The 23,404-nt window shown below is 67.2% G+C and carries 22 protein-coding genes, 2 rRNA genes and 1 pseudogene; 9 read left to right on the forward strand and 16 right to left on the reverse strand.

Annotated elements, in window-relative coordinates; genetic code table 11:
* Nucleotides 1-208: 208 nt before the first annotated feature.
* Nucleotides 209-321, forward strand: a 5S ribosomal RNA gene (rrf, locus tag AC6LKG_RS11115).
* 174 nt (nucleotides 322-495) lie between these two features.
* Nucleotides 496-608 (forward strand): 5S ribosomal RNA (rrf, locus tag AC6LKG_RS11120).
* Between the two features lie 155 nt (nucleotides 609-763).
* On the opposite strand, the gene AC6LKG_RS11125 is transcribed toward rrf (AC6LKG_RS11120), so the two are convergent.
* Together AC6LKG_RS11125 and AC6LKG_RS11130 are read right to left on the reverse strand one after the other, a co-directional pair.
* A complete protein-coding gene (locus AC6LKG_RS11125; RefSeq protein ID WP_498164401.1) occupies nucleotides 764-1,528 on the reverse strand; it encodes an aldolase in 765 nt (254 codons plus the stop codon).
* A gap of 117 nt (nucleotides 1,529-1,645) precedes the next feature.
* Nucleotides 1,646-1,975: pseudogene (locus tag AC6LKG_RS11130) on the reverse strand (HAD family hydrolase); the annotation flags it as partial.
* Between AC6LKG_RS11130 and AC6LKG_RS11135 the strand changes: the two are divergent.
* On the forward strand, nucleotides 1,925-2,635 hold the full coding sequence (locus tag AC6LKG_RS11135; RefSeq protein WP_498164403.1) for a LysR substrate-binding domain-containing protein: 711 nt from the start codon (nucleotides 1,925-1,927) through the stop codon (nucleotides 2,633-2,635). The pseudogene AC6LKG_RS11130 and the gene AC6LKG_RS11135 sit on opposite strands and share 51 nt — an antisense overlap.
* Here AC6LKG_RS11135 and AC6LKG_RS11140 read toward each other — a convergent pair.
* The 4 genes from AC6LKG_RS11140 to AC6LKG_RS11155 all read right to left on the reverse strand — a co-directional run bounded on the left by AC6LKG_RS11140 (nucleotide 2,627) and on the right by AC6LKG_RS11155 (nucleotide 5,809).
* Nucleotides 2,627-3,022 carry a YchJ family protein gene (locus AC6LKG_RS11140; RefSeq protein WP_498164405.1) on the reverse strand — a complete coding sequence of 132 codons (396 nt, stop codon included), beginning with the start codon at nucleotides 3,020-3,022 and terminating at the stop codon, nucleotides 2,627-2,629. The two genes, AC6LKG_RS11135 and AC6LKG_RS11140, sit on opposite strands and share 9 nt — an antisense overlap.
* Entirely contained in the window at nucleotides 3,019-3,303 is a 285-nt protein-coding gene (locus AC6LKG_RS11145) for a GNAT family N-acetyltransferase (RefSeq protein ID WP_498164406.1), read from the reverse strand. Before AC6LKG_RS11145 ends, AC6LKG_RS11140 begins: the two co-directional genes overlap by 4 nt.
* Nucleotides 3,304-3,381: 78 nt before the next feature.
* The gene (locus AC6LKG_RS11150) at nucleotides 3,382-4,326 is read right to left on the reverse strand and encodes a 3-hydroxyacyl-CoA dehydrogenase NAD-binding domain-containing protein (protein ID WP_498164408.1); all 945 of its coding nucleotides are present in this window, start codon (nucleotides 4,324-4,326) and stop codon (nucleotides 3,382-3,384) included.
* An 82-nt stretch (nucleotides 4,327-4,408) separates the two neighbouring features.
* Nucleotides 4,409-5,809 (reverse strand): MFS transporter, encoded by a 1,401-nt coding sequence (locus AC6LKG_RS11155; RefSeq protein ID WP_498164410.1) that lies wholly within the window; start codon nucleotides 5,807-5,809, stop codon nucleotides 4,409-4,411.
* A 132-nt stretch (nucleotides 5,810-5,941) separates the two neighbouring features.
* Between AC6LKG_RS11155 and AC6LKG_RS11160 the strand changes: the two genes are divergently transcribed.
* Both AC6LKG_RS11160 and AC6LKG_RS11165 read left to right on the forward strand, forming a co-directional pair.
* The gene (locus tag AC6LKG_RS11160; protein WP_498164411.1) at nucleotides 5,942-6,808 is read left to right on the forward strand and encodes a LysR family transcriptional regulator; all 867 of its coding nucleotides are present in this window, start codon (nucleotides 5,942-5,944) and stop codon (nucleotides 6,806-6,808) included.
* A gap of 112 nt (nucleotides 6,809-6,920) precedes the next feature.
* A complete protein-coding gene (locus AC6LKG_RS11165) occupies nucleotides 6,921-8,324 on the forward strand; it encodes an amidase family protein (protein ID WP_498164413.1) in 1,404 nt (467 codons plus the stop codon).
* Between the two features lie 90 nt (nucleotides 8,325-8,414).
* Here the strand turns inward: AC6LKG_RS11165 and AC6LKG_RS11170 are convergent, their stop codons facing one another.
* The 10 genes from AC6LKG_RS11170 to AC6LKG_RS11215 form a co-directional block, all read right to left on the reverse strand.
* On the reverse strand, nucleotides 8,415-8,948 hold the full coding sequence (locus AC6LKG_RS11170) for a GNAT family N-acetyltransferase (protein WP_498164415.1): 534 nt from the start codon (nucleotides 8,946-8,948) through the stop codon (nucleotides 8,415-8,417).
* Between the two features lie 29 nt (nucleotides 8,949-8,977).
* Nucleotides 8,978-9,760 carry a 2-keto-4-pentenoate hydratase gene (locus tag AC6LKG_RS11175; RefSeq protein WP_498164416.1) on the reverse strand — a complete coding sequence of 261 codons (783 nt, stop codon included), beginning with the start codon at nucleotides 9,758-9,760 and terminating at the stop codon, nucleotides 8,978-8,980.
* 5 nt (nucleotides 9,761-9,765) lie between these two features.
* Nucleotides 9,766-10,146: a hypothetical protein gene (locus AC6LKG_RS11180; RefSeq protein ID WP_498164418.1), complete on the reverse strand. Its 381-nt coding sequence runs from the start codon at nucleotides 10,144-10,146 to the stop codon at nucleotides 9,766-9,768.
* Between the two features lie 53 nt (nucleotides 10,147-10,199).
* Entirely contained in the window at nucleotides 10,200-11,480 is a 1,281-nt protein-coding gene (locus tag AC6LKG_RS11185) for a glutamate-5-semialdehyde dehydrogenase (RefSeq protein ID WP_498164419.1), read from the reverse strand.
* Between the two features lie 91 nt (nucleotides 11,481-11,571).
* Entirely contained in the window at nucleotides 11,572-12,630 is a 1,059-nt protein-coding gene (gene holA, locus AC6LKG_RS11190; RefSeq protein WP_498164420.1) for a DNA polymerase III subunit delta, read from the reverse strand.
* A 3-nt stretch (nucleotides 12,631-12,633) separates the two neighbouring features.
* The gene (locus AC6LKG_RS11195; RefSeq protein ID WP_498164422.1) at nucleotides 12,634-13,296 is read right to left on the reverse strand and encodes an LPS-assembly lipoprotein LptE; all 663 of its coding nucleotides are present in this window, start codon (nucleotides 13,294-13,296) and stop codon (nucleotides 12,634-12,636) included.
* 11 nt (nucleotides 13,297-13,307) lie between these two features.
* Nucleotides 13,308-15,965: a leucine--tRNA ligase gene (gene leuS / locus AC6LKG_RS11200; protein ID WP_498164424.1), complete on the reverse strand. Its 2,658-nt coding sequence runs from the start codon at nucleotides 15,963-15,965 to the stop codon at nucleotides 13,308-13,310.
* A gap of 86 nt (nucleotides 15,966-16,051) precedes the next feature.
* The gene (locus AC6LKG_RS11205; protein WP_498164425.1) at nucleotides 16,052-17,266 is read right to left on the reverse strand and encodes an MFS transporter; all 1,215 of its coding nucleotides are present in this window, start codon (nucleotides 17,264-17,266) and stop codon (nucleotides 16,052-16,054) included.
* Between the two features lie 35 nt (nucleotides 17,267-17,301).
* Entirely contained in the window at nucleotides 17,302-17,814 is a 513-nt protein-coding gene (locus AC6LKG_RS11210) for a MarR family winged helix-turn-helix transcriptional regulator (RefSeq protein WP_498164427.1), read from the reverse strand.
* A gap of 216 nt (nucleotides 17,815-18,030) precedes the next feature.
* On the reverse strand, nucleotides 18,031-18,507 hold the full coding sequence (locus AC6LKG_RS11215) for an HU family DNA-binding protein (RefSeq protein ID WP_498164428.1): 477 nt from the start codon (nucleotides 18,505-18,507) through the stop codon (nucleotides 18,031-18,033).
* A gap of 375 nt (nucleotides 18,508-18,882) precedes the next feature.
* On the opposite strand from AC6LKG_RS11215, the gene AC6LKG_RS11220 reads away from it, so the two are divergent.
* From AC6LKG_RS11220 to AC6LKG_RS11235, 4 genes are all read left to right on the forward strand, one after another.
* A complete protein-coding gene (locus AC6LKG_RS11220; protein ID WP_498164430.1) occupies nucleotides 18,883-20,043 on the forward strand; it encodes a D-alanyl-D-alanine carboxypeptidase family protein in 1,161 nt (386 codons plus the stop codon).
* Nucleotides 20,044-20,055: 12 nt separating this feature from the next.
* A complete protein-coding gene (locus AC6LKG_RS11225; protein ID WP_498164432.1) occupies nucleotides 20,056-20,604 on the forward strand; it encodes a hemerythrin domain-containing protein in 549 nt (182 codons plus the stop codon).
* 94 nt (nucleotides 20,605-20,698) lie between these two features.
* Complete coding sequence (locus AC6LKG_RS11230; RefSeq protein WP_498164434.1) at nucleotides 20,699-21,571, forward strand: phosphonopyruvate hydrolase; 873 nt, start codon at nucleotides 20,699-20,701, stop codon at nucleotides 21,569-21,571.
* Between the two features lie 41 nt (nucleotides 21,572-21,612).
* The gene (locus tag AC6LKG_RS11235; protein WP_498164505.1) at nucleotides 21,613-23,397 is read left to right on the forward strand and encodes a SulP family inorganic anion transporter; all 1,785 of its coding nucleotides are present in this window, start codon (nucleotides 21,613-21,615) and stop codon (nucleotides 23,395-23,397) included.
* The last annotated feature ends 7 nt before the right edge of the window (nucleotides 23,398-23,404 follow it).

The following is a 23,404-nucleotide window of genomic DNA, read 5'->3' on the forward strand; positions in this document are numbered from 1 at the left end:
TGATCCTATAACACTGATGGTTATGACCTGGTGATATAGCGTTCCAAGTGTCGTTCAATACAAAATCTGGCTGCCCCGTCAGCAGCCAGCCAACACCAATTACACCCACTGTGCGGGATCATCGAGCTAGTCTCTGATCCCCCACACGTTGCGCTTCTTCCAAGATTGGAGCGGTTGTCCCTCAAAGACAATCTCTCAACCCGTTACGCCTGACGACCATAGCAAGGTGGTACCACTCCTTCCCATCCCGAACAGGACAGTGAAACGCCTTTGCGCCGATGATAGTGGACGGACGTCTGTGAAAGTAGGTCATCGTCAGGCTTTTATTGCTCAAAACCCCGCAGGCGCTCGCCTGGCGGGGTTTTGTTTTTGTGAGAGGCCCGTTTTTTACGCGGCGCGACCATCGAGCCAGGTTCTGGTCGTGGCATGCGAAGCGGGCGGCAGTACCCAGGATTGGAGTTCCCGCTTTCGCGGCGGCACGCTCGACAAGTCAAGCCTGATACCCATAGCAAGGTGGTCCCACTCCTTCCCATCCCGAACAGGACAGTGAAACGCCTTCGCGCCGATGATAGTGGACGGACGTCTGTGAAAGTAGGTCAGTATCAGGCAATTATTGCAAAAGAAAACCCCGCAGGCTGACGCCTGTGGGGTTTTTGCTTTTACCGCGTCTGAAGGCATTCCCCCTGATCACATCCCCGCGCCGCACCACGGCGTCATGCCGCGATGTGCCTGTAGTATGGCGGGGATAGGACAACCTTCCGGTTCAGGTGGTCTGGCGTCGCGCGGCGTCGGGCAGTTGGCGCCGCAAGGCGATGAAAAACAATTCGGACTGCAGGCGTTCGCTCTGGATTTGGGCCGCCACCTTGGCGGCAATCCGAGGATCCACGGGCGCCAGGGCCCGGCCGGTGGATTGTGCCAGCACCTGTGCGGTGCACGCGCGTTCCAGGAAGAACAGATCGTCGTAGGCGTAATCGAGGCGCTCGCCGCAGACTACCACGCCGTGATTACCGAGAAAGGCGATATCGGCGCCTTGCATGGCATGGGCGATGCGTTCGCCTTCGCTCGCGTCCAGTGCCAGGCCGTTGTATTCGCCATCAACGGCGATGCGGCCATGGAAGCGCATGGCGTTCTGCGACAGGGTGGTGTCGAGCGTGCGATCGGCAGTGAGCGTCAAGGCCGTGGCGTAGGGCATATGGGTGTGCAGCACACAGGCCTTGCCGGCGATGCGGTGGATTGCTGCGTGGATGAACATCGCAGTGGGCTCGACCTCATGGCGGCCGGCGAGCTTGCAGCCTTGAGCGTTGACCAGCACGATGTCGTCCGCCTGCACCTCGTGCCACATCAGGCCGCGCGGATTCAACAGGAAGTGATCGGTGTCTCCGGGCAAGGCCACGCTGAAATGGTTGCATACGCCTTCGCCAAGTCCGTGCGCGGCGGCCGCGCGCAGCGCCAGCGCCAGGTCGGCACGCAGGGCGGCGACACGGTCGGCATGGAACAGCGCATCGGCGAAGTGAGGGTCTTTGTTCATGGTTAGCCCGAGGTGAAGTCGAGGATGAGGAGTGGATAGGTGGCCGCCAGCCTGCCGGCGCCGCGGGCGGATAGCCGGCACCGGCTGGGTGCTGTCCTGTCGGCGAGCCGCCGTGGCCTACATCCAGCCGGCCTGCCGGAACAGGTCCGGAATTTTGTCCAGCGTGGATACAGTAGCGTCGGGGCGGTAGTCCGGCAAGAGCTGACGGCCGGTGCCGCGGTCGATCCAGACGCAGCGCAAACCGATATCGCGCGCGGCGGCGTGATCCAGGTGCGGACTGGCGCAAATATGTACCACCTCGTCCGGCGTGACGCCCAGGCTGTCATGCGCGTGGGCGAAGATCCGTTTCGAGGGCTTGTAGGCGCCGGCCTGCTCCGCCGTGACGACGCGGTCGACGTGGCCACCCAGTTGCGCCACATTGCCGGCGATGATGGCATCGTCGGTGTTGGGATGGCGGACGAGGCCGAGTTGGTGTTGTCGGCGCCGCGCCGGACGCAGGTGATCCGGCTGGGCATCCCCGAGGATTTCGATGTTTCGCGCCTTGCAGCCCTGCTGGCGGGCTTTGCCGCCAGCCATCCGGATATCCGTCTGGAGACAGGCAGCGGGATGAGCGCTGATCTGAAGGCGGGCTTGGCCGCGGGCGAACTCGATCTGGCGCTGATCAAGCGCGAGCCCAATGATGGCCCTTGCCTGGCGGTATGGCCCGAACGCTTGTTGTGGGTGGGCAATCCGCGCTTGTTACAGAGGGCGGAGCCGGTACCGCTGGTGTTGTTCCCGCAGGGTTGTATCTATCGCAAGCGCATGATTTACGCGTTGGAAAGCGCCGGGCGTCCGTGGCGCGCCGCCGACCACAGTCAGAGCCTGGCGGGCGTGCAGGCGGCGGTGACGGCGGGATTGGGGATTTCATTGCTGCCCGCGTTTGCCTGTCTGCCGCAGCACGCGATACTCGGCGCGTCACAGGGGTTGGCGCCGCCGCCGTCCTCCGAACTGGCGATTGTGGGCGAGGCGCGCGCCGCCGAGCGTGGCGCGGTGGCCAACCTGGTGGCGGTGCTGAAGCGCGCGGTGGGCGAGGACAGTGCCGCATCGTGCCCGCTGGCGTCAGCGTAGGTCGCCGTCCACGTAGTACCAGCGTCCGCCTTCACGCACGAATCGGCTGACTTCATGCATCCGGCTGGCGCGTCCGGCAAGGCGGCTGCGAGCGACGAACTCGACAGTGGCGTGGTCCGCATCGCTATCGCGGGCCCGCTTGACCGTCAGGCCGAGCCACTTCAAGCCAGGCGGATTCGGTTCGAGCGACGCGGGGCGCGTGCTGGGATGCCAGGTGTCGAGCAGGTAGGCGAGCTGGTCAAGCACGAAAGCGCTGTAGCGCGAGCGCATCAGGTCTTGTGCGGTGGGCGCTTGCAGGGCCCCCGGACCCGCATGCCAGCGCCCGCAGCAGGCGGCGTAGGGCTTGGCCGTGCCGCAGGGGCAGGCAGTCTGGTCTGACGTGGTCACGGCGTGGCTCGGGCGAGCAGGTCGTTGTATTCGGGGTGGCGCTGCATGTAGACCTCGGCGTAGGAACATTGCGGGCGCACTTTCCAGCCATGCGCGCGGGCGCCATCGAGCGCGGCGCGGGTGAGTTCCGCGGCGATGCCGCGGCCACCGACCTGGCTGGGAACGCCGGTATGGGCAATGGTCATCACGCCGTCGCGCAGATGGTAGTCCAGCACGCACAGTACCCCGTCGACGGTGGCGGTGTAGCGGCTGTGCTGGGTGTCGTGGGTGACGGAAACCATGGAAATTCCTGGAGAGGGGCGGGCCTGCCTGGCAGGGCGTTGCCACATAGGATAGCAGTCGAGCCCGTTGTGACGGCTTCAGCGTTGCAGCGCCTTCAGCAGCGCCGTCAGTTGCGCATCGCGCGCCTGCGCCAGGTCGGCGATGCTGCGCGTGCCGGCCTCGGCGTTGACGCCTTCGATGAGTCGCTGCTGCAGTTCGGGTGTGACGTCCGGGGTCCCCAGGTCGTCCCACCAGGACTGTACCGGACCCAGCAAGTGTTCCATGAAATGCGCCAGGCCGCCGGCGCCGCCGCCCAGATTGAAGGTCATGTGCGGACCGAACAGGGCCCAGCGCAAGCCTGGCCCCTGCGATACGGCGGCGTCGATGTCGGCCACGCTGGCGACGTTCTCCGCGGCCAGGTGAATGGCTTCGCGCCACAGCGCTGCCTGTAGGCGGTTGGCGATGTGGCCCGGGACTTCCTTGTTGACGCGGATCGGGTATTTACCCAGTTGCCGGTAGAAGTCGATGCAACGGTCGATGGTGGCCGCCGAGGTCTGCTTGCCTCCCACCACTTCCACCAGGGGGATCAGGTGAGGCGGGTTGAACGGATGGCCTATGACGAAGCGTCCGGCATTTTCGCAGCGCGCCTGCAGGCGGCTCATGATGAGTCCGGACGAACTGGAGGCGACGATCGCATGCGGCGCCAGCAGGGCGTCCATGCGCGCGAACAGCTCGGTTTTGAAGTCCTCGCGTTCCGGCGCGTTTTCCTGGACGAAGTCGACGTCGCGCAGCGCGATGGCCAGGTCGGGTTCGAAGCGCAGGCCGTCGGGCGTCGCGCCTGCGGCGACGCGGCCCAGCTCGGCCAGCACCGGCCAGGCAGAGGCGACCCGCGCGCGCGTCAGCGCTTCGGTGTCGGCGGCCGGATCGCTGACCACGACTTCGAGTCCATGCGCCAGGAACAGCGCGGCCCAACTGGCACCGATGGTGCCGGCGCCGACGATGGCGACGCGGCGAATGGCGGGGAAGAGGGACGTATCGGTCATGCGGCGCTCCGGGAAGTGTCGATAGGAGAGCCCATTGTGAAGCAAAGGCGGCGCGGCTGCCATGCGTGGCGGCCGCGCCGGACTATGCGTTGCGAGCCTGGCGCAGATAGCGCCAGACCAGCGCCGCCGCGCCCAGATAGCCGAGGGTGATGATGGCGTAGGCGGCGGGCAGGCTGCTGTGCCAGTCCGGCAGCAGGTGCAGGATGGTGCCCATCAAGGCGACACCCACCAGCGCGCCCGACTGGCGGTTGGCATTCAGCGCGGCGGCGGCACTGTTGGCGTGGTGCTTGCCCGACACCTGCATGACGACGCTGGTCATGGCGGGTACCGCGATGCCTACGCCCAGGTTCGCCAGCGCCACGATCGTGGCGAAGGGCCAGTACGGCATGGCAGGCGTGAACATGAACAGGCCGGCCGCGCTCATGGCCGTCGCCAGCGCAATGCCGCCCAACAGCGCGGCCGAGACATCCCAGCGCGCCGACACCCGCCCCGACACCAGGTTGCCGATAGAGAATACCGCCAGCATCGGCACCAACTGGATGCCGGTCTGCAAGGCGTCGGCGCCGCGCGCATGCTGCAGGAACAGGCTGAGCAGGAACAACTGGCCGTAGGCCGCGAGATTGATCAGAAAGCCCACGCCGTTGGCCGCTGGAAACTGCGCCGTCTGGAACAGGACGCGTGGCAGGATCGGCTCGGCGTGGCGCCGCTCGCGCCGCACCAGCGCCACGCCGGCCAGCGCGCAGACGGCCGCCGCCGCCAGGATGGGCGCCGACGACCAGCCATAAGCGTTGCCCTGGATCAGCACAAAGCACAGCGATGCCAGCGCCGTCACGCCAAGCACGTGGCTCAGCGGGTTGAGCGCGCGAGGCCGGCGCGGCGCGGGCAGGATGCGACGCCGCGCCAGCCACAGGCCCGCCAGGCCCAGGGGCAGGTTGATGAGGAAGATGCCGCGCCAGCCGAATTGATGGATGAGCACGCCGCCCAGCAGCGGACCAGCGGCGCCGGCCACGGCGACAATGGCCGACCAGGCCGCCAGCATGCGATTGCGTACCTGTTCGTCTTCGTAGGCGTGCGCCAGCAGGCTGAGCGAGCTGGGCATGAACAGCGCGGCGCCCAGGCCCTGCAGCATGCGGGCGCCGATCAGCAGGTCGCCGTCCGGCGCGATGCCGCACAGCAATGACGCTAGCGTGAAGACGCACAGGCCCGCAAGGTAGATGTTCTTGGCGCCGTAGCGGTCGGCCAGCGCGCCGGCCACCAGCAGCAGGGCGGCGAAAGTGAGGGTATAGCCATCGACGATCCAGACCAGGTCGGTGAGCGGTACGGTGAACTGCTGCGCGATGCTTGGCAGGGCGACATTGACGACCGTGACGTCCAGCATGGCCATGACGAAGCCGATGGCCAGCGTGACCAAGGGCAGCAGTCCGGTGGTGGTGGTGGCGGCAGGCGCGGGAGGGACGGGGGAGGCGGGGCAGGCGGTACGCATGGGGGACTTTCGGGGAACTTGCCAAGGCGCACAGATTAGGAGGTTTCATTGATGCAAAAAAGAGGAATAATTGCTTTGTTGGAATGCAAAATTGCATCACGTACATGCTGACCTCGTGGAGCGGCCAGACCGATGGATTGGGACAATGCACGCATCTTCCTGGCGATTTATCGCAATGGCACGCTGCGCGGCGCGGCCGCGCTGCTGCAGATCGACCAGGCCACGGCTGGGCGGCGCCTGGCGGCGCTGGAGGCGTCGCTGGATGCGCGGCTGTTCCTGCGCACGCCGTCGGGCTACGTGCCGACTGCCGCGGGCGAACAGGCCTTTGCCGCCGCCGAGCGCATGGAGCAGGCTGCCGATCAGTTGCAGCGCCAGATGCAGGGGCTGGATCACCGGCTCTCGGGGGTGGTGCGGGTGGCGGCCTCCGAGACCGTCGCCAGCTACTACATCATGCAAGCCGTGCGCCGGCTGCACGGGCAGCATCCCGATATCCGCGTTGCGTTGTCGACCTCGATCCAACTGAGCAATCTGACGCGGCGCGAGGCAGATCTGGCGATCCGCAACGTCAAGCCGGACAGCCCCGACCTGATCCATCGCCACCTGGCGCGGCGCGAGGTGGGCCTGTATGCGTCGAAGCCCTATATCGAGGCGCATGGCGAGCCGCGCCCGGGCACCGCGTTCGCCGGACACACGCTGGTGACCTACCAGCAGTCGGTGCTGCCCGGCTGGTCCGACACCTTCTGCGGCGAGCCGACGGGCAACGGCCGCATCGCGATGGAACTGAATTCCGGCATGATGATCATTGAGGCGGTGGCCGCGGGGCTGGGCATTGGCGAGTTGCCGGTTCACATGGCAGCGCAGTATCCGGAGCTGGTGCGGATCTGGCCGAGCCGGAGCGAACCCTATGACCTGTGGCTGGTGATGCATGGCGACCTGAACCGAACGGCGCGTGTGCGGGCCATGGCCGATGCCATCATCGAGGTGTTCGAGGCGGGCTGACGCGCGCGTGGGCTGCGGTAAACCGCGGCTTGTGGCGCGTGGCGAGGGGCGCTAAGGTTGCTCATCCGGCGCCATGGTGGCGCCGCTTCCCCGCTTGCAACAGGAGTGCCGCGTGTCCGATCTTTGGCGTTTGTCCGCAGTAGAGCTTGCCGCCCGCATCCGCCGGCGCGATGTTTCCGCAGTCGAGGCCACGCAAAGCGCGTTGGCGCGTCTGCAGGCCGTGAACCCGCTGATCAACGCCGTGGTCGATCACCGTCCCGACGACGCCTTGGCCCAGGCCGCCGAGGTCGACCAGGCGCTGGCGCGCGGCGACGATCCCGGTTTGCTGGCGGGCGTGCCGGTGACCGTCAAGGTCAATGTGGACCAGGCCGGCTACGCCACCACCAACGGCGTGACGCTGCAGAAAGACCTGCTTGCGCGTGTCAACAATCCCGTGGTCGACAATCTGCGCCGCGCCGGCGCCGTGATCGTCGGGCGCACCAACACGCCGGCGTTCTCGCTGCGCTGGTTCACTGGCAACCTGCTGCATGGCGACACATTGAATCCGCGCAATCCCGCCCTGACGCCAGGGGGATCGTCCGGCGGCGCGGCGTCGGCGGTGGCGGCAGGCATCGGACACCTGGCACACGGCACCGACATCGCTGGTTCCATCCGCTATCCCGCCTATGCCTGCGGCGTTCATGGCCTGCGGCCATCACTGGGGCGCGTGCCCGCCTATAACGCAGCCCTGCCCGAACGCACCATCGGCGGCCAGATCACTGCCGTGTCGGGACCATTGGGCCGCAGCATCGCCGATCTGCGGCTGGGCCTGACCGCCATGGCCGCGCCCGATCCGCGCGACCCCTGGTGGGTGCCGGCGCCACTGACCGGCCCGGTCGTGCCGCGCAGGGTGGCTCTGTGCCTGAATCCCGATGGCATGGACACCGAGCCAGCGGTGGTCAAGGCCCTGCAGGACGCGGCCCGGCGCCTGAGCGAAGCCGGCTGGTCGGTCGACACGGTCGACAGCGTGCCGCCGCTGCGTGAAGCCGCCGACCTGCAGATTCGCATGTGGATGGCCGACGGCTACGATGGCATGGTCGAGGCGGCCCGCAAGGAAGGCGACCGCGGCGCGCTGGTGGCACTGGAAGGGCAGCGCGCGCGCGTGGCCGGCATGGACATGGCGAAATTCTCGGGGGTGCTCACGCGTCGGGCGACCCTCACGCGCGAGTGGGAAGTGTTCCTCGCCGAATATCCGGTGCTGCTGCTGCCGGTGTCCGCCGAGCTGCCTTTCACCGACAACCTGGATCTGCAAGGCGACGAGGCCTACGAGCGCGTCTGGCGCGCGCAGATGACGCAGATCGGCCTGCCTTTCATGGGCCTGCCAGGCCTGTCGGTGGCCATGGGGAATGCCGGCGATCGGCCTGTCGGGGTGCAGGTGGTGGCGGGCCGCTATCGTGAAGACCTCTGCCTGGCGGCGGGCGAGGCAATCGAAGCCGGTGGGCCCGCAATCATGCTGGCCGAGCCGGTGGCGCGCTGACGCGCGGCATATCGAGGGCGGCGAGCCGCAGCGCGCAGCGTTCGCGCGTGCCGAGCCATGGCGGAATCCCGCACGCGCCGGTTGGCGGTGTCAGCGGGGCGCGGCGCGCCATTCGGATCGCAACAACCCCATCATGCCGGTATCCCAGCGGGCCTCGCCGGCACGCGTGGCCGATCGCCGCACGCCTTCCAGCGTGAAGCCCAGGGCTTCATAGGTGCGGATCGCGGCGGTGTTGAACATGTAGACATTCAGCTCCAGGCGTTCGATTTCCGGCGTGCTGAAAGCCTCGTCGATCATCAGCGCCACCATGGGTCGAGCCAGGCCCTGGCCACGGGCGTCGGGGGCGATGACGACGCGGCCCAGCCGGGCGTTGCCGTCACGCCAGTCGTAGGCCAGTTGCGCATGGCCGACGGGTAGCCGGGTGGTCTGGCCCTCATGGCAAGCCATCCAGCAGCGCCGCGCCGGTGGTTGTTGCTGGCCTTCGCGCAACATGGCGTCCATGTCCGCCGGCGTCAGGGGATACGACACATGTGAGCCGCCCCATTGCACGACCTCGTCCAGGCTGTTGAACCAACTGGCAAGCAGGGCGTAGTCCGAGGACGAGAAGGGTCGCAGTGTCAGCATGGGCGGGGCCTTGGTGGAATGGCCCAAGCTTAGCCGGTGGAGAAGCGCAGTTTCAAGATGCCGAGATCTCCATAGGCGAGTTCGATGTCGCGGTTGGCGGGAACATCCAGGAAGCCGGCGTAAGAGCCGGTGATGATGTGTTGGCCGGCGCTCAGGCCCAGGCCCTGTTCGCGCAGGAAATTGGCGAGCCAGTACAGGCCGGCCTTGGCATGGCCATTCGGATGGATGCCCGCGTGCTGCTCGACCTCGGCGCCGTCGATCGACAGGGTGAGGGTCATGGCGGCGGGGGCGGCGTCGGGCGAGGCGATTTGTGGCCCCAGCACGAGACCGGCATTGAACATATGATCGGCCAGCAATTCGGACAGGCTGGTATGTTCCGGTGCGGTGTAGCGGCAGCCCAGGATTTCCAATGCAAGCCGGGCCGAGCCGATGGCGGCGTCGATCTCGGCTGGGCCGTAGGGCGCGTCGCGGGCGGGCAGGTCGCGCCCCAGTTCGAATGCGATTTCGGGCTCGATGCGCACGATGGGCGTGCGGGCCGGAACGACGCCGCCGCGCGCCACGGTGGACGCATAGATGGGCGCGACCACGGCTTTTTCGGGCGATGGCAATGCACTTTTCCAGGCCGCGATCGCGTCCTGGCGTGTTTCGCGCAGCAGTTGCGCAGTGCGCTGTTGCACCGCCAGGGCCTGGCCCGCGCTCTGCGGGCGGCAGTTCGCGGGCAGGCGCGGGCCGGCGATACCGGTCTCGCGCGCGGTGATCAGGATGCGGGCTGCTTCGGTGCTGCCGGGGTAGTCCTCGATCTGGAGCTGCATGCGCGTTACGTCCCCAGGAACAACAGGGTCCACAAGACGATCATGGCGATCAGGCCCAGCCAGCATGCGCCCCAGAATCCGACTATCGGCCATTTCAGGGACAGCGGCGTTTTCTTGGGGTCGACGTGGGCCAGCAGCTCATTGGCATTGCCGATGAGCCAGAACCGGGTGCCCGGAAACATCAGGCGGAAGAAATAGTCCAGCATGATGGCCGCCTTGATCGCCATGGGATAGCGCTCGAACGGCCGATGCTGCAGGTAGGGATGCTTGAGCGTGGCGTTGATCTGCTTGCTTTTGACGAAGAACAGGATCAGCCCGCACAGCGAACAGGTGATGAAACACAGCACGAAAAGGCTGAAGGCCATGGCCATGGCGGGTGAGTGCATGGAAATTCCGATAAGGCGCGGCGTTGCCGCGAACAAAAGGTGATGGAGTCGGCTCAGCCGCGGGTCTGGCCTTCGCCGGTCAGCACCCACTTGAGCGTGGTCAGGCCCTCCAGGCCGACCGGGCCGCGGGCGTGCAGCCGGTTGGTGGAGATGCCGATCTCGGCGCCCAGGCCATATTCGTAGCCGTCGGCGAAGCAGGTCGGCAGGTTGACGTAGACCGAGCTGGAATCGACCTCGCGCTGGAACCGTTGGGCCGCCGACAGGTCTTCGGTGACGATGGCGTCGGTGTGGCCGGAGCCCCAGCGCGCAATATGCTCAATGGCGTCATCGAGCGAATCGACGATGCGGACCGCCAGGATAGGGCCCAGGTACTCGGTGCCCCAGTCGTCGTCGGTGGCGGGCGTGGCGTGCGGCAGCAGCGCCAGTGTGCGCGGACAGCCGCGCAGTTCGACACCATGCTCGGTCAGCGCAGCCGCCAGGCTCGGCAGGATCGAGACGGCGGCCACGGCGTCCACCAGCAGGGTTTCCATGGCGCCGCAGATGCCGTAGCGGTAGGTCTTGGCGTTGAAGGCGATGGCATGGGCCTTGTCCGGATCGGCGGCGGCGTCGATGTAGACATGGCAATTGCCGTCCAGGTGCTTGATGAGCGGCACGCGCGCCTCTTGCGAGAGGCGCGCGATCAGGCCCTTGCCGCCGCGCGGCACGATGACGTCGATGTGTTCGGTCATGGTGATGAGCTTGCCGACTGCGGCGCGGTCGGCCGTGGCGACCACCTGCACCGCGTCCTGCGGCAGGCCGGCGGCGGCCAGGCCCTGCTGGACGATGCGGCCCAACGCCACATTGGAATGCAGGGCCTCGCTGCCCCCGCGCAGGATGGCGGCATTGCCGGACTTAAGGCACAGGGCGGCCGCGTCGATGGTGACGTTGGGGCGGGACTCGTAAATGATGCCGATGACGCCCAGCGGCACGCGCATCTGCGCCACTCGCATGCCGTTGGGGCGCACGCTGGTCGCGCTGACGCTGCCGACCGGGTCGGGCAGCGCGGCGATCTGGCGCAGGCCCTCGGCCATGTGGGCCAGGGTCTTTTCCGACAGCGTCAGGCGGTCGAGCAGGGCCGGCTCCAGGCCGTTGGCGCGCGCCGCGGCGACGTCCTTGGCGTTGGCGGCCAGCAACTCGGCCTGGTTGGCGGCCAGCGCCTCGGCCATGGCCAGCAGTGCCTGGCTCTTGGCGGCGCTGTGGGCGCGCATCATGGAGCGCGAGGCCCGGCGCGCATTCTCGCCCAGGGTCAGCATGGCTTGTTCGATGGAGGACGAGGACATGACGGCGTCGTTCATAGTGAAAAATGGGCGGCGCGAGAGCCGCTTGCGGATTGGAGTAGTTTATCCGGCCCGAGGCCGGGGAACGAGGTGGCGGCCGGGGCCGCCTTCACGGTCGGGTGCCTGCTGCGGCCACGCGCAGGGCCAGGCGGGTCATTTCTTCCCAGGGGTCGGACAGCCTTCCCTGCACCGACAGGCCCTTGATGAGGCGATCGACCTCGTGCGCATGTTGCACCGCGGCAGGCCAGACATCGGGACGCACCCGGCCCAGCGCTTGCAGCGCCAGGCGTTCGTGGGCGCCGAAAATGCGCAGGCGGCGCATCAGGCCGTTGACGTCCTGACCCAGGCTGCGGGCTTCGGCCACGCGCGCCAGCAGGCGGATTTCCTCACCCACCGCCCACAGGACCAGCGGCAGGGCTTCGCCTTCGGCGCGCAGACCGTCGATCATGCGGATGGTGCGGGCGATATCGCCGGCCAGCATGGCGTCGCGCAGTCCGAAGACGTCGTAGCGGGCCACATTGAGCACGGCGCGTTCGATGTCTTCGGCGGCCAGTTGACCTTCGGGATAGAGCAGGCCGAGCTTCTGGATTTCCTGGTGCGCGGCCAGCAGGTTGCCCTCTACCTTGTCGGCCATCCATTGCAGGGTGGCGTTGTCGGTGCGCTGGTTCTGGCGTGCCAGGCGCTGGCCGACCCAGGCGGGCAGGCGGCCGCGTTCGACACTGGCGATGTCGACCGTCATGCCGCCGCGGTTCAAGGCCTGCATCCAGCGGCTTTCGCGGGTGGCCTTGTCGAGCCGCGGCAGGGCCACCAGGATCAGGGTGTCGGGATTGTCTGCCTGTTTTTCCGCCTGTTCGGCCAGCCGCGCCAGCGTGTCCGCGCCGGACTTGCCGGGCTTGCCGGTGGGGATCTTGAGTTCGAGGATGCGGCGGTCGCCGAACAGCGACACGCTCTGGGTCGCGGCGATCACCGCGCTCCAGTCGCTGCGCGCGTCCATCACCATCGACAGGCGCTCGGTGTAGCCGGCGTTGCGGCCGGCGGCGCGCAGCGCGTCGACCGCTTCGGTCACCAGGAGAGGTTCGTCGCCCGACACCGTATACAACGGGGCGAGGCGGTTGCCTGCCCGTTGCAGGTGGTCGGCCAGGCGATCCGCATCCAGGGGGTGTGCCATCGGTCAGCGCGTATAGGCCGGGTCGGTGGTGGACGGCGTCTGCCACGGGGCCGGGGTGCTGCGCGGCATCGGCGCGGTCGGATCGTACAGCGGAGTCTCGCCGTCTTCGCCGCGCTGTTCGCGGTTCTCGAACGCCTTGCGCACTTCGGGCGCGGTCATGCGGCGCAGCAGGCGCGAGACCAGATCGCGCTGCATGGCGTTGTAGAGGGTTTCGATCTGGCCTTGCTTGGCCTGGACGATCTGGTCGTCATACGGCATTTCGCGGTAGATCGACAGGGTGGTGTCCGGGATCAGGGCGCGGCCCTGGGCATCGATCAGACGGAAGGTGTAGTTGATGCCGAGCTCGTATTCCTCCACCCGGCCCTGCGCGTTCAGCGAGACTTCGCGCAGCGTGCGTTCGTTGGAGACCTGCTGCAGGATGGCCTGCGCATCCTTGGGCACGGGCACCAGTTTGGTGTTCGGCGATGCGGCGCGCAGGGCGCGGCGCACGTCGGCGCCGAACTGGGTATTGTCCGGGATGCCGATATACAGGGTATCGAACGGTAGCGGCGTGACCCCGCGCAGCGTGAAGCCGCAGGCCGAGATCAGCATGAACAGCGCCAGGCAGGCGCCGCGCAGCAGCCAGGATTGGCGGGGGGATTGCGTGTGTTGCCCGGCGAAGTACATGCTTGACCTCATCAGCCTACGACGTTGACCAGTTTGCCCGGAACCACGATGACCCGCTTGGGCGGGCGGCCTTCCAGGTAGCGGGCGACTTCATCCTGGGCGGCGGCAAGTTTCTCGATGTCTTCCTTGGCGGCCTTGGCGGCCACGCGGATCGAGCCGCGCAGCTTGCCGTTGACCTGCAGCATCAGTTCGATTTCGTCCGCCACCAGCGCGGCCTCGTCGACGTGCGGCCAGGGCGCGTCGAGCAGGTCGCCCAGCTCGTTTGCGTAGCCGAGGTCGCGCCACAGGTGCCAGGTGATGTGCGGCACCACCGGATACAGCACGCGCAGCAGCACGCCCAGCGTTTCGGCGTAGGCGGCGTCGGCGTGCTTGCCTTCCGGCAGCTTGGCGTCGTCGATGGCGTTGAGCATCTTCATGCACGCCGACACGACGGTGTTGTACTGGATGCGCTGGTAGTCGTAGTCGGCCTGCTTGAGCAGGTTGTAGACCTCGCGGCGCAGATCCTTGACGGCGGCGGGGGCGTCGGTCCAGTCGGCGCCGGCGGCCAGGCCGCGGGCGACGGTGTCGCGCTGCGCGTAGCTGATCGACCACAGGCGGCGCAGGAAGCGGTTCGAGCCTTCGACGCCGGAATCGGACCATTCGAGGGTCTGCTCGGGCGGGCTGGCGAACATCACGAACAGGCGCGCGGTGTCGGCGCCCAGCGTGTCGATCAGCGATTGCGGGTCGACGCCGTTGTTCTTGGACTTGGACATCGTCCCCACGCCGCCGTAGGTCACTTCCGACCCGTCGGACTTGAGCTTGGCGCCGGTGATGGCGCCGCGCGCGTCGTAGACGTTCTCGACTTCCTCGGGCCAGAAATACTCGATGCCGCCCTGGGCGTTCTTGCGCGAGTAGATGTGGTTCAGCACCATGCCCTGGCACAGCAGCTTGGTGAATGGCTCGTCGAAGTTGAGCAGGCCCATGTCGCGCATGACCTTGGTCCAGAAGCGCGCGTACAGCAGGTGCAGGACCGCGTGCTCGATGCCGCCGATGTACTGGTCCATCGGCATCCAGTAGTCATTGCGCGCGTCGACCATGGCGTTGTTGTTGCCCGGCGAGGTGTAGCGCATGAAGTACCAGGACGAATCCACGAAGGTGTCCATCGTGTCCGTCTCGCGGCGCGCCGGCTTGCCGCAGTTGGGGCAGGCGCACGACAGGAAGGCTTCGTTCTTGGCCAGCGGGTTGCCGCTGCCGTCCGGGATCAGGTCGTCCGGCAGCACCACCGGCAGGTCCTTCTCGGGGACCGGCACCGGGCCGCAATCCGCGCAGTGGATGATGGGGATCGGGGTGCCCCAGTAGCGCTGGCGCGAGATGCCCCAGTCGCGCAGGCGCCAGGTGGTCTGCTTTTCGCCCAGGCCTCGCGCCCCGAGGTCGGCGGCGATGGCGTCCACGGCTTCCTTGTGCGACAGGCCGTCGTACTTGCCCGAGTTGATGGTGCGGCCGCTCTGCTTGTCGCCGTACCATTCCTGCCAGGCGTCGGTGGAGTAGGCCTTGCCGGCCACGTCCACGACCTGGCGGATCGGCAGGTCATACTTCTTGGCGAAGGCGAAGTCGCGTTCGTCGTGGGCGGGCACGCCCATCACGGCGCCGTCGCCGTAGGTCATGAGCACGTAGTTGCCGACCCAGACTTCGACCTCGTCGCCGGTGATCGGGTGGGTCACGAACAGGCCGGTGGGCAGGCCTTCCTTTTCGCGCGTGGCCATTTCGGCCTCGGTGGTGCCGCCCAGCTTGCACTGTTCGATGAAGGCGGCCAGCGCCGGATTCGACTGCGCGGCGTGGGTGGCCAGAGGGTGTTCCGGCGCCACGGCGCAGAAGGTCACGCCCATGATGGTGTCGGCGCGGGTGGTGAAGACGTACAGCTTGCCGTCCTGGATCAGTTGGCCATCCTGGCCGGCGATCTGGTGCGGGAAGGCGAAGCGCAGGCCCTCGGACTTGCCGATCCAGTTTTCCTGCATCAGGCGCACGCGCTCTGGCCAGCCGGGCAGGTCGTTCTGCACCGCGCCCAGCAGTTCGTCGGCGTAGTCGGTGATGCGCAGGTAGTAGCCGGGGATCTCGCGCTTTTCGACCGGGGCGCCCGAGCGCCAGCCGCGGCCGTCGATGACCTGTTCGTTGGCCAGCACGGTCTGGTCGACCGGGTCCCAGTTAACGACCTGGGTCTTGCGGTAGGCGACGCCCTTTTCGAGCATCTTCAGGAACAGCCACTGGTTCCACTTGTAGTACTCGGGATCGCAGGCGCACATTTCGCGCGACCAGTCGATCGCCAGGCCCATCGCCTTCATCTGCTTTTTCATGTAGGCGATGTTGTCGTAGGTCCATTTGGCCGGCGGCACCTTGGACTTGATGGCGGCGTTCTCGGCCGGCATGCCGAAGGCGTCCCAGCCCATCGGCATCAGCACGTTGTAGCCCCGCATGCGCAGCTGGCGCGCCATCATGTCGTTGATGGTGTAGTTGCGCACGTGGCCCATGTGCAGCTTGCCGCTGGGATAGGGCAGCATCGAGCAGGCGTAGAACTTCGGCTTCTCGGAGCCGTCCGGGTTCTTCGCGTGTTCATGGACCAGATAGGCGTCGCGTGCCTGCCAGTCTTGGTGGGCGGCCGCTTCGACGGTAGTGGGGAGGTAACGTTCCTGCATGGGCTCGTGCGCGATGGCGAAAAATGGGTGAACCGCCCCCGCGCGCCAGGCGCGGGGGCGGTCAAAACCCCTGATTATAGGAGGTGCTAGGCGCGGATAGGGGGCGGGGCGGTTTCCGGGATGCGGGCGCTGGCCCCGAGCATGCCGTAGGCCAGGGTTATGGCCGCCAGAACCGCGCCCGCGGTGACCACGCCGGGCCAGCCGTAATGGGAGTACAGCCAGGACGATACCAGCGATCCGGTCGCCCCGCCGATGAAGTAGCTGGTCATGTAACCGGCCGTCAGGCGGCTGCGCGCCTCGGGCCGGGTGCGGTACAGCGAGCTGGTATTGGTGACGTGGACGCCCTGGATCGCCAGGTCCTGGATCAGGATGCCGGCCAGCAGTGCGATCACCGATGCCTGGCCAAAGGCCATCAGCCCCCAGGAGGCCAGCAGCAACAGCAGGCCGATGCGGGTGGCCTGGTTGCCCAGGCCGCGGTCGGCCAGGCGGCCGAAGCGGTTGGCGGCATAGGCGCCAGCCGCGCCGGCCAGCCCGAACAGGCCGATCGTGGTGTTGTTGAAGCCGTAGTCCGGTCCCGACAGCAGGAAGGTCAGCGGCGTCCACAGCATGCTGAAGGCGGCGAACAGCAGGCCGCCCAGCAGCGAACGGCCGCGCAGCAGCGGTTCTTCGGCGAACAGGCGGAAGATCGAGCCGAGCAGGCGCGGATAGCTCATGGCGGCCTGGCTCTTGTGGCGCGGCAATACCTTCCACAGGGCGCAGGACATGGCCAGCATCAGGATCGCGGCGACCCAGTACACGGTACGCCAACTGCCCAGGTCCGCCAGCACGCCGGCCGCTGTGCGGGCCAGCAGGATGCCCAGCAGCAGGCCGCTCATGACCGTGCCGACGGCCTTGCCGCGCTCATGCGGAGCGGCCAGGGTGGCCGCGAACGGCACCAGCACCTGTGCCACCACCGACAGCAGGCCGGTCACGGCGGTGCCCAGCATCAGCATCTGGATGTTGGGGGCGAAGGCCGACAGCAGCAGGCCACCGGATGACAGCAGGGTCATCAGCACGATCAGGCCGCGGCGCTCGAACAGGTCGCCCAGAGGCACCAGCAGGATCAGGCCGAGCGCGTAGCTGAGCTGCGCGATCATGACGATGCTGCCGGCGGTGGCATTGGACAGCGAGAATTGCTGGCTGATGGTGTGCAGCAGCGGTTGCGCGTAATAGTTGCTGGCCACCGCCAGGCCGGTGGCGACGGACATCAGCAGGATGACGGGCGCGGTGAGTGGGGCGGGTTGGGCGGGCGTGGCGTTCATGTGAGGCAGGCGGAATGTGGCGGGGAGGGAAAGGCTCAGGCGGCGATGCCGCCGGGCGTGTCCTGGTCGTGCGGGATCAGCAGTTTCTTCAACAGGCCGGCCATCTGGCGGCGTTCGGTGGCATTCAAGGGGGCGAGCAGCGTTTCGAGTTCGCGCAGGTAGTCCTTCAGGACCAGCTTGATGACGCGCAGTCCCTCGGCGGTCAGCGCGACGATGACGCCGCGGCGGTCATCGGGGTTGGGCGTGCGCGTCAGCAGGCCGGCCTGCTCCAGGCGATCCAGCCGGTTGGTCATGGCGCCCGAGGTCAGCAACAGCGCGGCGACCAGCTTCTGTGGATTCATGGCGTGCGGCGCGCCGCTGCGGTACAGGGTCGCGAGCACGTCGAATTCGCCCTGGTGCAGGTTGTGGCGCTTGAACGCGCGGCCCACGTCGCGCGCGGCGAAAGCATGGAAGCGGAACATGCGGCTGAGGACGCTCATCGGCGAAATGTCCAGGTTGGGGCATTCCTGTTCCCATTGCGCCAGCACGGTATCGACCAGATCGTTCATGGTGTTTTTATATAAAGTATCTTTACGTGAAGATAAATTCTAGCAGGCTGGCCATCGATCGGGCAAGGCAGGTGACCACCTGGGCCGGCGGTTGCGCGACGGGGTATTGCGCAACGGCGTCGCACGAGGCGGCGCGAGAACGTGGCGGAAAAAAAGAAAGGGCCCGCCCCTAGCGGGGCAGGCCCTTTCCGGTTTGACCGGAAGATCCGTGCGGAATTACTGCGCGGCGTCCTTCAGCTTCTTGAGCGGGCGAACCTTCACCTTGACCGAAGCCGGCTTGGCGGGGAACCAGCGCTCTTCACCGGTGAACGGATCCTTGCCGAAGCGCTTGGCCTTGGCGGGAACCTTCTGCACGGCAACCTTGAACAGGCCGGGCAGCGTGAATTCGCCGGCGCCCTTCTTGTCCACGGAGCTCAGCACCGAGGTTTCCAGGCTGGCCAGGACGGCCTTGACCGCCTTGGCTTCGACGCCGGACTGCTCGACGATGTAGGCGATCAGCTGGGTCTTGTTCAGCGCGGCCTTGATGGCCTTGGGGGCGGCGGCAACCTTCTTGGCGGCAACGACCTTCTTGGCGGCGACGACCTTCTTGGCTGCCGGCTTCACGGCGGGCTTGGCGGCGGTAGCCTTCTTTGCGGGCGCCTTGGCGGCGGGCTTGGTGACTTTCTTGGCAGGAGCTTTAGCTTTCGTGGCCATGGTCAAAATCCGTATGTTGAGGACATGGGGCAGCGCGCGCGCCGGGTATCGGCGTTTAACGCTACGCGCCCGATAATAGCGGAAGAGTGGCGGTTGTAGCGGCTTTCGCAGGGCCTTTCGCGCAATCTTTGTTGTTTTCCAGGCGGAAAAACCCCTTCTACAAGGTGTTCTGCAAAATGCAGTGACAATCGCTGCGATTTTTTCAGCGCCGCACGCGGTGCGCAAAGTGCCTGCGCAGCGGGTTTTGAACCATCCGTGGCCAACGTGTTCCAATGCTTCGCGCCGCGCATCGGCGTGCGGTGCGCGCGGCGTTGCGGCTGCCCGCCCGCATCGCCGGCGCGCCATTCTTACCCTGCATGGAAGCGAATCCCTCATATGTTGATGAAGAAGTTGGCGGCGAGCCTGCTCGTTGCGACCGCGTGTGTCTCAGGCGCCATGGCGCAGTCGATGCCTCAACCTGCACTGTCGGCCAAGGCCTGGCTGCTGCTCGACGAAACCAGCGGCCAGGTGATCGCATCGCACGCGGCCAGTGCGCGGATCGAGCCGGCCTCCCTCACCAAGATCATGACGGCGTACGTGGTGTTCGGCGCCATCCACGACAAGACGCTGTCGCCGCAGCAGAAGGTGACGATTTCGACGCGTGCCTGGAAAGTGCCGGCCGGCAGTTCCAAGATGTTCCTGGAGCCCGGGTCGCAGGTTTCGGTGGACCAGTTGCTGCGCGGCCTCATGATCCAGTCCGGCAACGATGCGGCGATCGCGTTGGCCGAAGCGGTGTCGGGCAGTGTCGAGGCCTTCGTGGCGCGTATGAATGCCACCGCCGTGCAACTGGGTCTGCACGGCACGCATTTCGCCAGCCCCCATGGCCTGCCGGATCCGGGCACCTATTCCACCGTCAGCGACCTGTCGATCCTGGCCACGCGCTTCATTCGTGACTATCCCGAGTTGTACAAGGCCTACGATTCGGCCAAGACCTACACCTACAACAACATCACCCAGCCCAACCGCAATCGGCTGTTGTGGCTCGATCCCAGCGTCGATGGCCTGAAGACCGGCCATACCGACGCGGCCGGCTATTGCATCGTGGCCACCGCGCACCGACCCAACGGCAAGGAGCAGCGTCGCCTGATCACCGTGGTGGTGGGCACCGCGTCGGACAAGCTGCGCACGCAGGAAAGCCGTGAGTTGCTGGAGTGGGGGTTCCAGGGGTTCAATACCATCAAGCTTTATGCAAAGGGCCAGGCGGTGGCCACGTCCGAGGTCTGGAAAGGCCAGGCCGACACGCTCAAGGCCGGTTTCGCGCGGGATGCCTATGTCACCGTGCCCGCTGGAGCCAAGGTCGAGTCGGTGTGGGCGCCGCAAGACCCGCTGGTGGCGCCGATCGCGGCCCAGGCCACGGTCGGTTCGCTGCGTGTGATGGTCGACGGTAAGCCCGCCATGCAGTTCCCGGTGGTGGCGCTGGAGCCGGTGGCCGAGGCCGGCCTGGCCGGGCGCACCTGGGATTCAATACGCCTGTGGTGGCGCGGCCACTCGGGCTGACGGAGGGTTGCCATGGCAGTGAGCTTTCCCGGCGGACCGGCGGCGGCGCCGACGCCCGATGATCCGCTGGGCCTGTTGTCGGCCTGCCATGGCCGTATTGCACGCCAGTGCGAAACCCTGCGCCGGCTGGCCGCGCATCTGCCGGCGCATGGCAGCGATGCCGCGGCCCAGACCGCCGCGGCGGCGGTCGCGCGCTATTTCGAGACCGCCGCGCGGCATCACCACGAGGACGAGGAGGAGGATCTGTTCCCGGCCTTGATCGAATCCATGGCCGGGTCGGACGCGGTTTGCCTGCGTGCGCTGGTGGACGGGCTGATCGCGGATCATTTGCGTCTGGCGGCGCTGTGGGCGCCGTTGCGCCGAATTCTGCAGGCGATTGCCGAAGGCCATGCCGTCGAGCTGCCGATGGCGCAGGTGGAGGCGTTCGCCACGGCCTATGCCGCGCACATCCGGCGCGAAGAGGACGAGTTGCTGCCGCTGGCTGCGCGTCTTGTTTCGGATGACGCGTTGGCGACGGTCAGCCGGGCGATGAAAGCGCGGCGCGGCGGCGGGGCGGGTTGAACGGCGGCGAATCCGGGGTGGGAGCGGCAGCCGCATTTGGTGTTAAATGACCCCAGCCGGGGCTCTTCGCGCCGGATCTCCAGGCCGTCACGCCATGCCCCGCCACGCACGCTTTCGCCAGAAATTGCAGGCTTCCGCCCTGATGCATGCCATGTCCGCGCACAATCCGCTGTCGGCCAAGTTGGCGGCCGAGGCGGGCTTCGATGCGATCTGGGGCAGCGGTTTCGAACTGTCGGCCAGTTACGCGGTGCCGGATGCCAACATCCTGTCGGCCGGCCAGCACCTGGAGATGATGCGGGCCATCGCGGCCACCGTTGACGTGCCGGTCATCGCCGACATCGACACGGGTTTCGGCAATGCCATCAATGTTGCCTACACCGTGCCGCAGTACGAGGCGGCGGGTGTGTCGGCCGTGGTGATGGAGGACAAGACCTTTCCCAAGGACACCAGCCTGCGCGTCGACGGCCGCCAGGAGCTGGTGCGCGTCGCCGAATTCCAGGGCAAGATCGAGGCCGCCTGTGCCGCGCGCCGCGATCCGGATTTCTGCGTCATCGCCCGCACCGAGGCCCTGATCGCCGGGCTCGGCCAGGCCGAGGCGCTGGCGCGGGCGGCGGCCTACGAGGCAGCCGGCGCCGACGCCATCCTGATCCATTCCAGGCAGACTTCGCCGGACGAGATCCTGGCCTTCATCGCGGCCTGGTCCGGGCGCGCGCCGCTGGTGCTGGTGCCGACCGCCTATCCCCAGTTGCGCGAGGCCGACATCCAGGCGCTGGGCAAGGTGGGGCTGGTGATCTACGGCAATCACGCGATTCGCGCCGCCGTGGGGGCGATGCGCGAGGTCTTTGCCCGCATCCGCGCCGACGGCGGCATCCATGGCGTGGATGCCGGCCTGCCCACTGTGCGCGATATCATCGGCCTGCAGGGCGACGCCGGCATGCGCGAACTGGAGCGCAGGTTCCTGCGCTGATCGCGCCCGGCATCGACAAGAACACACGAGGACGGGGAATGATGGCGGCGGGACGCAGGGCGTGGCTGGTGCGGGTGTTTGGCGATTGGGTGCCGGAAGTCGGCCCCGCAACCCTGCGCGCCGACCTGGCTGCAGGGCTGCTCGGCGCCTTGCTGGTGCTGCCGCAGGGCGTGGCCTTTGCCACGCTGGCCGGTCTGCCGGCGCAGTATGGCCTGTACTCCGCCATCGTGCCCTGTATCGTGGCGGCGCTGTTCGGCTCCAGCCGCCACGTCATGTCCGGCCCCACCAATGCCAACTCGCTGGCGTTGTTCGCGGTGTTGACGCCGCTGGCGGTGGCGGGCAGTCCGGGCTACATCGAGCTGGCCCTGGCGGTGACGGTGTTGGTCGGATTGATGCAGTGGCTGGTTGGGGCGTTGCGCCTGGGGTCGCTGGCGCATTTCATCTCGCCGTCGGCGCTGTTCGGTTTCACCAGCGGCGCGGCTTTGCTGATCGCTGTCCACGCCTTGAAGGACGCGCTCGGATTGCCGGCGCCGGCCGCGCACGGCGCCGGCGCCCTGCTGTTGAACCTGGCCGCCAGCCTGGGGCAGGCGCAAGCGGGCGCGCTGCTGGTGACGGCGGTGACGATCGCGGTGGCGCTGCTGCTCAAGCGGCTGGACAAGCGCAAGCCTTACATGCTGGCAGGCCTGGCCGCGGGGACGCTGGCCGCGGCCGCGTTCAATGCCATGGCGTCGCGGTTCGGCGCCGCGGCCGTGCCGGTGCTGGGCGACCTGGCGCAGCCATGGCCGCCATTCCATATCCCCCGGGTCGATTGGCGTGCCTTGCCGGATCTGCTCAGTCTCGCTTTCGCGTTGACCATCGTGGCGCTGGCGCAGTCCATTTCGATCGCGAAAGCCGTCGCCACGCGCTCGGGCCAGCGTATCGACGCCAACCGGGAATTCGTCGGGCAGGGGCTGTCGAACGTGGTGGGTGGATTCTTTTCCTGTTATCTGTCGTGCGGCTCGCTGAACCGTTCCATGCCCAATTACGAGGCGGGTGCGAAGACGCCGCTGGCGGCGGTGTTTTCGGCATTGCTGCTGATGCTGCTGGTGGCGCTGAGCGGGCCCTTGCTGGCGCGGATTCCGCACGCCGCGATCGCCGGCTTGCTGTTGCTGGTGGCGTGGACCCTGCTGGATGTGCCGCGCTGGCGCCAATTGATCCGCGGACAGCGGGGCGAAAGCGTCATCGCCGCGGCCACGCTGGCCGCCACCGTGACCATCCGCATGGAAGTGGCGATCCTGCTGGGCACGGTGCTGTCATTGATGGCCTACCTGCACCGCACCTCGCGGCCGGCGATGCGCACCATGGGCTTCGATTCGCGCGGGCGGGAACGCCGCTTCGTGGTGCTGGAGCAGCAGCCCGACGCCTTGCCGGAATGTCCTCAGCTCAAGCTGCTGCGCATGGAGGGGTCGGTCTATTTCGGCGCCGCCGCGCATGTGGCGCAACGCTTGCAGGAATTGCGCGCCGCGCCGCACGCGCCGCGCCATCTGCTGGTGATGGCCAAGAGCATGAATTTCATCGATCTGGCCGGCGCCCAGGTCTGGGAGGATGAACTGGCCGCGCGCCGCGCGATGGGCGGCGACCTGTATTTTCACCGGCCGCGCCCCGAGGTGCTGGCGATGTGGCGTCGCACCGGCTTCCTGGACCGGTTGGGCGCGGACCACGTGTTTCCGGACAAGGCCACCGCGCTGAGCACCATCTATGCCCGCCTGGACCGTGCCATCTGCGCGGGCTGCAGTGCCAGGATATTCCGCGAGTGCCAGCCGGACGGCCCGCGGGCCGGCGGCTGAGCGTCGC

It is taken from the genome of Achromobacter sp. 46006, assembly GCF_059761975.1.